Origin of the sequence: Pseudomonas sp. NFX224 (genome assembly GCF_048565165.1) — a bacterium.
GTDB lineage: Bacteria > Pseudomonadota > Gammaproteobacteria > Pseudomonadales > Pseudomonadaceae > Aquipseudomonas.
The window spans coordinates 647,109-657,495 of sequence record NZ_CP183416.1; the positions used below are offsets into that span (position 1 = coordinate 647,109).

General features: G+C 61.5%; 10 protein-coding genes. 5 read left to right on the top strand and 5 right to left on the bottom strand.

Translation table 11 applies throughout. The features are described 5' to 3' along the window. Position 1 precedes the first annotated feature (1 nt). The 3 genes from glcF (at position 2) to yghX (ending at position 2,659) form a co-directional block, all read left to right on the top strand. The gene (glcF, locus tag ACNYC6_RS02755; RefSeq protein ID WP_419710968.1) at positions 2 to 1,222 is read left to right on the top strand and encodes a glycolate oxidase subunit GlcF; all 1,221 of its coding nucleotides are present in this window, start codon (positions 2 to 4) and stop codon (positions 1,220 to 1,222) included. 17 nt (positions 1,223 to 1,239) lie between these two features. Then, a complete protein-coding gene (locus ACNYC6_RS02760; RefSeq protein WP_419710969.1) occupies positions 1,240 to 1,638 on the top strand; it encodes a heme-binding protein in 399 nt (132 codons plus the stop codon). Between the two features lie 133 nt (positions 1,639 to 1,771). Beyond that, complete coding sequence (gene yghX, locus ACNYC6_RS02765) at positions 1,772 to 2,659, top strand: YghX family hydrolase (protein ID WP_419710970.1); 888 nt, start codon at positions 1,772 to 1,774, stop codon at positions 2,657 to 2,659. Between the two features lie 53 nt (positions 2,660 to 2,712). Here the strand turns inward: yghX and ACNYC6_RS02770 are convergent, their stop codons facing one another. The 3 genes from ACNYC6_RS02770 to ACNYC6_RS02780 form a co-directional block, all read right to left on the bottom strand. After that, positions 2,713 to 3,366: a peroxiredoxin gene (locus ACNYC6_RS02770; protein WP_338586285.1), complete on the bottom strand. Its 654-nt coding sequence runs from the start codon at positions 3,364 to 3,366 to the stop codon at positions 2,713 to 2,715. 143 nt (positions 3,367 to 3,509) lie between these two features. After that, positions 3,510 to 4,454 (bottom strand): aldo/keto reductase, encoded by a 945-nt coding sequence (locus ACNYC6_RS02775; protein ID WP_419710971.1) that lies wholly within the window; start codon positions 4,452 to 4,454, stop codon positions 3,510 to 3,512. Positions 4,455 to 4,475: 21 nt separating this feature from the next. Beyond that, positions 4,476 to 5,729: an NTP/NDP exchange transporter gene (locus ACNYC6_RS02780; RefSeq protein WP_419710972.1), complete on the bottom strand. Its 1,254-nt coding sequence runs from the start codon at positions 5,727 to 5,729 to the stop codon at positions 4,476 to 4,478. A 51-nt stretch (positions 5,730 to 5,780) separates the two neighbouring features. Between ACNYC6_RS02780 and ACNYC6_RS02785 the strand changes: the two genes are divergently transcribed. Beyond that, positions 5,781 to 6,569 carry an alpha/beta hydrolase gene (locus tag ACNYC6_RS02785; RefSeq protein ID WP_419710973.1) on the top strand — a complete coding sequence of 263 codons (789 nt, stop codon included), beginning with the start codon at positions 5,781 to 5,783 and terminating at the stop codon, positions 6,567 to 6,569. 62 nt (positions 6,570 to 6,631) lie between these two features. Here the strand turns inward: ACNYC6_RS02785 and ACNYC6_RS02790 are convergent, their stop codons facing one another. Continuing rightward, a complete protein-coding gene (locus ACNYC6_RS02790) occupies positions 6,632 to 7,906 on the bottom strand; it encodes a glucarate dehydratase family protein (RefSeq protein WP_419710974.1) in 1,275 nt (424 codons plus the stop codon). Then, a complete protein-coding gene (locus ACNYC6_RS02795; RefSeq protein WP_419710975.1) occupies positions 7,903 to 9,300 on the bottom strand; it encodes an MFS transporter in 1,398 nt (465 codons plus the stop codon). Before ACNYC6_RS02795 ends, ACNYC6_RS02790 begins: the two co-directional genes overlap by 4 nt. A 119-nt stretch (positions 9,301 to 9,419) precedes the next feature. Between ACNYC6_RS02795 and ACNYC6_RS02800 the strand changes: the two genes are divergently transcribed. Beyond that, positions 9,420 to 10,322: a LysR family transcriptional regulator gene (locus tag ACNYC6_RS02800; RefSeq protein WP_419710976.1), complete on the top strand. Its 903-nt coding sequence runs from the start codon at positions 9,420 to 9,422 to the stop codon at positions 10,320 to 10,322. The last annotated feature ends 65 nt before the right edge of the window (positions 10,323 to 10,387 follow it).

The following is a 10,387-nucleotide window of genomic DNA, read 5'->3' on the forward strand; positions in this document are numbered from 1 at the left end:
CATGCAAACCACCTTGAGCGAAAGCGCTCGCCAACTGCCCCGTGCCGAAGAAGCCGACAGCATCCTGCGCACCTGCGTGCACTGCGGTTTCTGCAACGCCACGTGCCCGACCTATCAGTTGCTCGGCGATGAACTGGATGGGCCAAGGGGGCGCATCTATCTGATCAAACAGGTGCTGGAAGGCAACGAGGTCACCCAAAAGACCCAGCAGCACCTGGATCGCTGCCTGTCTTGCCGCAACTGCGAAACCACCTGCCCGTCTGGCGTCGACTATCACAATTTGCTGGATATCGGCCGTGCGGTGGTCGATGCGGCGGTACCGCGCCCAATCGGCCAACGTTTGTTGCGCGAGGGCTTGCGCACGCTCGTGCCCCATCCTGATCTGTTCAAAGGCCTGGTCAACAGCGGCCAGGTATTGCGCGCGCTGCTGCCCGACGCGCTGCAAAGCAAACTGCCGCGCAGCGCAGCACAGACCAAGCAGCGTCCCGCCACTCGCCATGCGCGGCACGTATTGATGCTTGAAGGCTGCGTGCAACCGGGCCTGTCGCCCAATACCAACGTGGCCGCCGCGCGCGTGCTGGATCGCCTCGGAATCAGCGTCACCCCGGCCCGCGAGGCCGGTTGCTGCGGGGCCGTGGATTATCACCTGGATGCCCAGGCTGCCGGCCTTGATCGCGCCCGCCACAACATCGACGCCTGGTGGCCGAGCATCGAACAAGGCGCCGAAGCCATCGTGCAGACGGCCAGTGGTTGCGGGGCGTTTATCAAGGATTATGGACATCTGCTGGAGCGCGATCCGGCTTACGCCGAGAAGGCGAAAAAAGTCAGCGCACTGGCCAGGGATCTGGTTGAAGTTTTGCGCGCTGAACCCCTGGAACAGCTCGGCATCCACAGCGCCCAGCGCCTGGCCTTCCACTGCCCCTGCACCTTACAGCATGCGCAAAAACTCGGTGGCGCGGTAGAAACGGTGTTGGAGCGCCTGGGCTTCAACCTGACCTTCGTGCCCGACGGTCACCTGTGCTGCGGCTCGGCGGGCACTTACTCGCTGACCCAACCGGAACTGTCCCGGCAACTGCGCGACAACAAGCTGAACGCACTTGAAAGCGGTTACCCTGAAGTCATCGTCACGGCCAACATCGGCTGTCAGTCCCACCTCGACGGCGCGGGCCGCACACCGGTCCGGCACTGGATCGAAGTGGTCGAAGCCGCATTGTCGCAATAGCGCCCTGGAGAACGCCCATGAAAAGCAAAGCCGTGCTGAGCCAGATTGAAGTGACCCGAATCCTCGCTGCGGCGCGGACCGAAGCACAGAACAATCAATGGCCAGTGACCATCGCGATCGTCGATGACGGCGGCCACCCGCTGGCCCTGGAACGCCTCGACGGCGCCGCTCCGATCAGTGCCTACATCGCCACCGAAAAAGCCCGCACCTCAGCCCTAGGGCGACGCGAGTCGAAAGGCTACGAGGACATGGTCAACGGCGGGCGCACTGCCTTTGTCTCGGCGCCGTTGCTGACGTCGCTTGAAGGCGGCGTACCGATCATCGTCGACGGCCAGGTGATTGGCGCGGTCGGCGTATCCGGAGTCAAGGCCGAGCAGGATGCGCAAGTGGCGAAAGCCGGGGCGCAGTGTCTGTAGGAGCGAGCCTGCTCGCGAAAAACCTGAGACCACCGCTGGCTGTCAGGTTCATTGCGTTATCGTTGACCACCATCGCGAGCGAGCTCGCTCCTACAGGAGGTCGTGTTCCATTCACCAAAAAGGAAGCGCACAGATGCCCCGTCTCACTGCGAAAGACTTTGCCCCCGAATTGCTGGAGCTCTACGACTATTACGCCCATGGCCTGATCAACCGGCGCGAGTTTCTCGACCGGGCGGCGTTGTTCACCCTCGGTGGGCTGACGGCCAGCGCTTTGCTGGCCTCCCTGAGCCCGAACTACGCCCTCGCCGAGCAGGTCGAGTTCACCGACCCGGACATCATCGCCGAGTACATCACCTACCCTTCGCCCAAGGGCCACGGCGAGGTTCGCGCTTATCTGGTGCGTCCGGCCAAGGCCACCGGCAAAGTCGCCTCGGTGGTGGTCGTGCACGAGAATCGCGGGCTCAATCCGTACATCGAAGATGTCGCCCGGCGTGTGGCCAAGGCCGGTTTCATCGCTCTCGCGCCGGACGGCCTGAGCTCGGTCGGCGGCTATCCCGGCAACGATGACAAGGGCCGTGCGCTTCAGGAAAAAGTCGACCCGGAAAAGCTCATGAATGACTTCTTCGCCGCCGTCGAATTCATGATGAAACACCCCGCCGGCAGCGGCAAAGTGGGCATCACCGGGTTCTGCTACGGTGGCGGTGTCACCAACGCGGCCGCCGTGGCCTACCCGGAACTCGGGGCGGCGGTGTCGTTTTATGGTCGTCAGCCAGAAGCCAAGGATGTTTCGCGGATCAAAGCGCCGGTGATGCTGCACTTCGGCGAATTGGACACGCGCATCAACGAAGGCTGGCCGGCCTATGAGCAGGCGTTGAAGGCTGGGGGCAAGACCTATGAAGCGTTTATCTATCCTGGCGCCAATCATGGTTTTCATAATGATTCGACACCGCGCTATGACGAGGCGGCGGCGAAGCTGGCGTGGGATCGGACGGTGGAGTGGTTTCGCAAGTATCTGGTTTAGGCGGGAGCCTTTTGTAGCCGCTGGCGCAGGCTGCGCCAGCGGCTACCGGGTGATTACTTCGGTTGCGCCACAGTCCGCAGATACGGTTTGTGGGTCTTGAAGCCGTCCGGATATTTCTTCTTCGCATCCTCGTCAGACACCGACGTTGGAATAATCACATCTTCACCCGGACGCCAGTTCACCGGCGTGGCCACGGTGTGTTTGGCATTGAGTTGCAGCGAGTCGAGCAAACGCAGCACTTCATCGAAATTGCGTCCGGCGCTCATCGGGTAGATCAGCATCGCCTTGATCTTTTTGTCCGGGCCGACCAGGAACACCGAACGCACCGTGGCATTGTCCACTGCAGTACGCGAGCCGCCGCTGGCGTTGGGGTGAATCATGTCGTAGAGCTTGGCCACCACCAGGTTTTCGTCGCCGATCAGTGGATAGTTGACGGCGTTGCCCTGGGTTTCCTCGATGTCACCGACCCACTTGTTGTGGTCACTGACCGGGTCGATGCTCAGCCCGAGGATTTTGGTGTTGCGCTTGTCGAACTCTGGCTTGAGTTTGGCCAGATACCCCAGTTCAGTGGTGCAAACCGGCGTGAAATCCTTCGGATGGGAAAACAGGATGGCCCAGCCGTCACCGATCCACTGGTGAAAATTGAGCGTGCCTTCGGTGGTGTCGGCGGTGAAATCCGGTGCTTCATCGCCAATACGGATTGCCATGTTCGATCTCCTTGCAGTCGTGAACAGAGGCGCCCGCGCAATGCTGTGGGCAGTCAGGAACCGATCTTCGCGAAACAGTATAGGAGAGCTTTCATGACATGCTGGCAAGCGGGAAAATCAGCATGGAGCCCCGGATTCATTGGCTATTCCACCAACGCAATCAACTGATGACGCTGGGCATCGGTGAGCATCGGGCCGAAACCGGCCCCGGCGTTTTCCGCCATGTAGCGCGGGTTGCCAGTACCGGGGATGACGCAGGTCACCGCCGAATGCGACAAGATGAATTTGAGCGCCAGTTGCGGCCAGCTCTTGACCCCGACTTGTGCGGCCCAGCCCGGCAGCGGTTTGTCCTTCAATCGACCGAGCAAGCCACCGCCGCCGAACGGCCGGTTGCAGATCACCGCCACACCGCGCTCGCGGCACAGCGGCAGAATGCGCTTCTCGACACCACGATCATCCAGCGCGTAGTTGATCTGCAAGAAATCCAGCGGCTCGGCTTTGAGCACCGCTTCCACCTCGTCATAGGCCGACGCGGTGTAATGGGTGATGCCGATGTAGCGGATGCGGCCCTCTTCCTTCCAGTGACGCAAGGTCGGCAAATGGATTTGCCAGTCCAGCAGATTGTGAATCTGCATCAGGTCGATGCGGTCGGTCTGCAACAGTTTGAAGGATTCTTCCATCTGCGCGATGCCTTCTTCGCGGCCCCGGGTCCATACCTTGGTCGCCAGGAACGCCGGCGAGCGCGGTTCGTGGATCGACAGCAGCTCGCCAGTGGTCTGTTCGGCACGGCCGTACATCGGCGAGCTGTCGATCACCGTCCCGCCCTTCTCGAACAATGCGTGCAGCACGGCGGGCAGTTGTTTGTAGGCCGGATCTGCGGGAGCCACATCAAAGCCGCGATAAGTGCCCAGCCCGACGATGGGCAGCGACTCTTTGCTGGAAGGAATGACGCGGGTCTGCATGGTCTTGCCTCCTGTTCCCGTCGACGGCGGGGTTTGCGCGCCGGTCGGACCGAACGTGAAGACCGCCGAAACACCGGCAGCCAGCGTGAGTATTTCTCTACGGGTGTACCCCACAGGATGGCTCATAAATCGTCCCTCGCCCGCCCATCAGGTTTCGACTTGTTGCGCCTGTCGCCGGGCCAGCCACAGACATAAACCGGCCCACAACCCGGCAAACGGCACGATGAACAGCGCCACCAGGCCGAACCCTGCGCCCATCGTCGTCAAACCGGCGGACAACCAGCCACTGGCGGCATCGCCGCCGCGATAGACCAGGGTCTCGATCACGTTCTTGGCCTTGTACTTCTCCTCGCGACTGACCACCGTCCACAACACTTCCCGCGCCGGGCGCACGATGGCGAATTCCACCGCGCGACGCAGGCCTTGGGCCAGCGCCACGGTGGCCGGCACCGGCGCCAGTGCCATGGCGGCGAATGCCACGATGGTCGCCAACGGCATCGCGACCAACGCTCCGCCAATGCCCACAAAACGGATCAACGGCGCCGTCAGCAGCAGTTGCAGCGTCAGGGTCAGTGCCGACACGATCAAATCGACGACGGCGAAGAATTGCGTCCGGCTGCCCGTATCAGCGTAGCTGCCAGCGACGATCCGTCCCTGCTCGAAATACAACAAGGTCGCGGCGCTGGTGTGCAGCAGCATGAACAGCACCAGCCCCAACAGGTACGGAGAGCGCAGGATCAGGGTGATGCCGGCGAGGATGCCGCCGCCCATGCGCCGTTCGTCGAGTAGTGGATTGCCCGACTGCGATTGCGTGCGCAGCAGCAACGCCCGATAGCAACGTACGGCGATTTCCAGCAGCAGTGCTGCGGCGACGGTCAATGCCAGTGGCCCCAGCTGTGTGGCCATGGTCGCCGCCAGCAACGGCCCGATAAACGTGCCGAGGGTGCCGCCCGCCGCGATGCATCCGAATAGCCGCCTGCCCTGCTCACTGGAAAAACGGTCGACCAGCACGCTCCAGAAGATCGAGACGATGAACAGGTTGTAGAGGCTGATCCAGACGAAGAACACCCGACCGACCGTCACCGGCGCGACGTGGTTGGCGATCAGCACGCCGAACACCAGCATCGACACGGCAATCACGCGGTAGATCAACGGCACGAACCGCGTGGCCGGCAGTCGTGACGCCAACGTACCGAACACCGGCACCATCAACAGCATTACCACGAAGGTGGCGGTGAACAGCCACTGCAACTTGTCGGCGCCACCCTCAAGACCCAGGGCATCGCGCAACGGGCGCACCAGGTAGTAGCTGGCGAGCACACAGAAATGAAAGGCGAAACCCAAGGCCAGGGCCGCTCTTTCCGATGGCAACACATTGAGCCATTTGAGACCGATGGGCATCGGCACCCTCCTATACCGCCAGCTACACTCTGACAGCACCCGGAGCCGTCAATGCCGCCCACTAACGTTAGCCGAATGTCTCGCACCCTGGTGTTACTCGTCGTCATCCCCGCAGCGGTGTACCTGGCGCTTTGTGTTGCGCTGTTCGTCTTTCAGCGTTCGCTCATCTACTACCCGCAACCCCGCGCCGTCGGCTCAACCGAAACGCTGCTCACGCTGCCGGTCGATGACGCGCAGGTGCTGGTTTCAGTCAGACCGTACGAAGGCCCCAAGGCGCTGATTTACTTCGGTGGCAACGCCGAAGACGTTTCGCGCAGCCTGCCGGCATTCGCCGAGGCCTTTGCTGATCATGCGCTGTATTTCATGCATTACCGGGGTTACGGCGGCAGCAGCGGTTCACCCTCCGAGGAGGCGATCGCTCGCGATGCCATGACCTTGTTCGACAAGGTCTACGCCGATCATCCACAAATTGCCGTGGTCGGCCGCAGCCTGGGTTCGGGGGTGGCCGTGCGTCTGGCCAGTTCACGCCCGGCCACGCGACTGGTGCTGATCACGCCGTACAACAGCCTTGAAGAACTCGCCGCCCGCCAGTTTCGCTGGTTTCCGGTGCAGTGGTTATTGAAGGACACATTCGAATCCTGGCGCTATGCCTCGCACATCACGGTGCCAACGCAGCTGATCGCTGCCGAACACGATGAAGTGATTCCGGGTTCAAGCACGCAACGGCTCTACAGCCATTTCGCCAAGGGCGTGGCAACGATGCAGGTCATCAAGGGCGCGGGACACAACTCGATCAGCGACAGCCCTGAGTATTTCAAGGCGCTGGGGGATGGGTTGTAGCGACAAAAAAAACGGTCCGGACAAGCGCGCCCACGCTTCCCGGACCAAAGGACTACACGCAATCAGAATCTCGGTTTAACGGCTTTCCATTCCGGCTTGTAACGCTGCATCTGCTTTACGTCATCGCGCTGGCGAATGCCGCAGGTCAGGTATTGGTCATGCAGCTTGCCCAGTTGGTCGTGATCCAGTTCCAGGCCCAGACCCGGCGCCCGGGTGATCTTCACGCAGCCATCGACGATCGGCAGCTTGCCGCCCTTGATCACCTCTTCGTCCGGTTCCTGCCACGGATAGTGAGTGTCGCAGGCGTAGTCGAGGTTCGGCACCGAGGCGGCGACATGGGCCATGGCCATCAGGCTGATGCCCAGGTGCGAGTTCGAATGCATCGACACGCCCAGGCCAAAGGTCTGGCACATTTTCGCCAGCGCCTGGGTGTCGCGCAGACCGCCCCAGTAGTGGTGGTCGGCGAGCACGATCTGCACGCTATTCTGCGCCACGCTACGGCGGAACTCGTCGAAATCGGTGACCACCATGTTGGTCGCCAGCGGCAGCCCGGTGCGCTTATGCAGTTCGGCCATGCCGTCCAGGCCCGGCGTCGGGTCTTCGTAATATTGCAGGTCATCGCCGAGCAATTCGGCCATGCGGATCGAGGTTTCCAGCGACCAGTTACCATTCGGGTCGATGCGCAGCGGGTAGCCGGGGAAGGCTTTTTTCAGCGCCTTGATGCACGACACTTCATGCTCCGGCGGCAGCGTGCCGGCCTTGAGCTTGATGCTCTTGAAACCGTAGGCCTCGATCATCCGCCGCGCCTGGGCGACGATCTGCTCTTCGTTCAGCGCTTCGCCCCAACTGTCAGGTTTGTAGGGTGAATCGACGTGCTGGGCGTACTTGAAAAACAGGTAAGCGCTGAACGGAATCTCGTCACGAATCGCCCCGCCCAGCAAGTCCACCAACGGCACGTTCAACGAATGCGCCTGCAAATCGAGGAACGCCACTTCGAACGCCGAGTAAGCATTGCTCACCGCTTTGCTCGCATGGGAACCGGGGGCCAGTTCCGCGCCGGCAAGGCTCGCCGGTTTGTTCGCTGCGACGGTAGCCTGAACGATGGCGCGCAGTTGATTGAGGTTGAACGGATCAAGACCGATCAGTTGGCTTTGCAGCTGTTGCTGGATCGCCAGCGCCGGAGCGTCGCCGTAACTTTCACCCAGACCGATGTAGCCATTGTCGCTTTCGACCTCGATGATCGAGCGCAGCGCGAAAGGTTCGTGAATGCCGCTGGCGTTGAGCAATGGCGGATCACGGAAGGCGATGGGGGTGACGGTGACTCGTTTGATTTTCAAGAGGTTGCTCCCGCTGGATCAGATTTCAGGGCTTGATGACTGACTGGCTTTTTTGCGCTGACGCCTTCTGGCGATGCGCCGGTCAACGCACGGAGGCTGTCGCCGCGAGGTGCGGTGCGGGCGAAGAAGATCACCACGGCGGCCACCAGCGATGTCGCGGCCAAACCGTACAGGCCGCCTTCGATGGAGCCGGTGGTCTGCTCCAGGAAACCGAACGCGGTGGGCGCGACGAAGCCGCCGAGGTTGCCGATGGAATTGATCAAGGCGATCACCGCCGCCGCGATGCGTGCATCCAGATAGCCTTGCGGGATCGGCCAGAACAAAGCCGAGGCCGCCTTGAATCCAATCGCGGCAAAGCAGATGGCGACGAAGGCGAATACCGGCCCACCGGTGGTGGACATAAACATGCCGAACGAGGCGATCACCAGCGTCACCGCCACCCACGCCTGCTGGTATTTCCACTTGCTGGCCATCGCAGCGAAGCCGTACATCGCGATGATGGAAATGATCCACGGGATCGAGTTGAACAGGCCGACCTGGAAGTCGCCGAGGTTGCCCATTTTCTTGATCATGCTCGGCAGCCAGAACGTGGCGCCGTAGATGGTCAGGGCGATGGAGAAATAGATGAAACAGAACAGCGCGATCTGCTTGTCGGCCAGCAACTTGAACATCGACGGTTTGACCGTCTGCGTGGCTTCGCGGGCTTGCTGTTCCAGGTCGATGGCTGTTGTCAGCGCAGTCTTCTCTTCATCGCTCAACCACTTCGCTTCACGCGGATGGGATTGCAGCCAGAACCAGACAAAACCGCAGAGCACGATCGACGCAAAACCTTCGATGAGGAACATCCACTGCCAGCCGTGCAGGCTCAAGCCGTTGATGTGCAGCAGCGCGCCGGACACCGGTCCGGAGATCACCGAGGCGATGGCCGAGCCGCTGAGGAAAATCGCCATGGCCTTGCCGCGTTCGGTCGATGGCAGCCACTGGGTGAAGTAGTAAATGATGCCGGGGAAAAATCCTGCTTCGGCGGCGCCGAGGATGAAACGCAGTACATAGAAGCTGGTTTCACCACGCACGAAGGCCATCGCCATCGCCGCAGCGCCCCAGGTGAACATGATTCGCGTCAGCCAGGCCCGTGCGCCGTAGCGTTGCAGCAGCATGTTCGACGGCACTTCGAAGATCGCGTAACCGACGAAGAACAGCCCGGCACCCAGGCCATAGGCGGCAGCGCCGATACCGAGGTCGGTTTCCATGTGGCTACGGACGAAACCGATGTTGACCCGGTCGATGTAGTTGACGATGAACATCACCACGAACAGCGGCAGCACATGGCGTTTGACTTTGGCCGCAGCGCGGGCCAGCACATTCGGGTCGGGTGGACTCTGCAGGGTTTTCAAGGGGCGACTCCCGATCATTTGTTTTTATAGGGATTGCTTGAGGCGTGGGCCGATCATGGACGCCGACATTGATCCCGTCTAATCTAACTTGGCATTCGATTGATACCTGGATTAGATCAATGTTCGAACTGACCCAACTGCGCTGCTTCACCACCGTCGCCACTGAACTGAATTTTCGCCGCGCTGCCGAACGGCTGAACATGACCCAGCCGCCGCTCAGCCGGCAGATTCAATTGCTCGAACATCACCTCGGCGTCGAGCTGTTCACCCGCAGCACCCGCAGCGTCGCCCTCACCGCTGCTGGCCGGGCATTCTTCATCGAAGCGCAGAACCTGCTGGAGCGCGCTCAACAAGCAGCAGTGACCGCACGGCGGTTTGCCGAGGGCGATATCGGCTCGGTCAACATCAGTTTTGTTGGCAGTGCGGTGTATGAGTTCCTGCCCAAGGTGATTGCCGAGGCGCGGCTGACGCAGCCGCACGTCAAGATCGACCTGTCGGAGATGAACACCTACCAGCAACACGAAGCCCTGCGCGCCCGCCGCATCGACTTGGGCATCGCCCGTGCGCCGTTGCTGGAGCCCGGCTACGCCACCGAATGCCTGGTGCGTGAGCCGTTCGTCCTGGCGGTTCCGAGCACGCACCCGTTGGCGACCGCCGCCACCGTGTCGGTCCAGGACCTGGACGCTCAACCATTCCTGATGTACTCCCACGCCGCCTACCCGCCATTCAACGAATTGCTGACCGGCATGCTGCGCTCGGCCCGCGTCGCCCCGGATTACGTGCAGTGGCTCGGTTCCTCCCTGACCATCCTCGCCTTGGTCAACGCCGCCATGGGCCTGGCCCTGGTGCCGCGTTGCGCAACCAGCGTGGTGTTCAAGAATGTGGTGTTTCGCGATATCGACCTGGGCGAAGGGGTGCAAAGCGAACTGCACCTGATTTGGCGCGAGAACAATGACAACCCGGCGTTTGCCATGTTGCTGGAAGGGATTCGGCGGGCGGTGCGTGAGGGTTGGGGCACATAGCTCAAGCCACAATACCTGCCATTTGCTACGAATCGCGTTATGGCTTGAGCTGGTGCACCGAGGCT

Coding starts and splice junctions, on each gene's coding strand:
- yghX (WP_419710970.1), top strand. CDS start 1,772: ATGCCCCGTCTCACTGCGAAAGACTTTGCCCCCGAATTGCTGGAGCTC.
- ACNYC6_RS02785 (WP_419710973.1), top strand. CDS start 5,781: ATGCCGCCCACTAACGTTAGCCGAATGTCTCGCACCCTGGTGTTACTC.
- ACNYC6_RS02775 (WP_419710971.1), bottom strand. CDS start 4,454: ATGAGCCATCCTGTGGGGTACACCCGTAGAGAAATACTCACGCTGGCT.
- ACNYC6_RS02800 (WP_419710976.1), top strand. CDS start 9,420: ATGTTCGAACTGACCCAACTGCGCTGCTTCACCACCGTCGCCACTGAA.
- ACNYC6_RS02780 (WP_419710972.1), bottom strand. CDS start 5,729: ATGCCCATCGGTCTCAAATGGCTCAATGTGTTGCCATCGGAAAGAGCG.
- ACNYC6_RS02760 (WP_419710969.1), top strand. CDS start 1,240: ATGAAAAGCAAAGCCGTGCTGAGCCAGATTGAAGTGACCCGAATCCTC.
- glcF (WP_419710968.1), top strand. CDS start 2: ATGCAAACCACCTTGAGCGAAAGCGCTCGCCAACTGCCCCGTGCCGAA.
- ACNYC6_RS02770 (WP_338586285.1), bottom strand. CDS start 3,366: ATGGCAATCCGTATTGGCGATGAAGCACCGGATTTCACCGCCGACACC.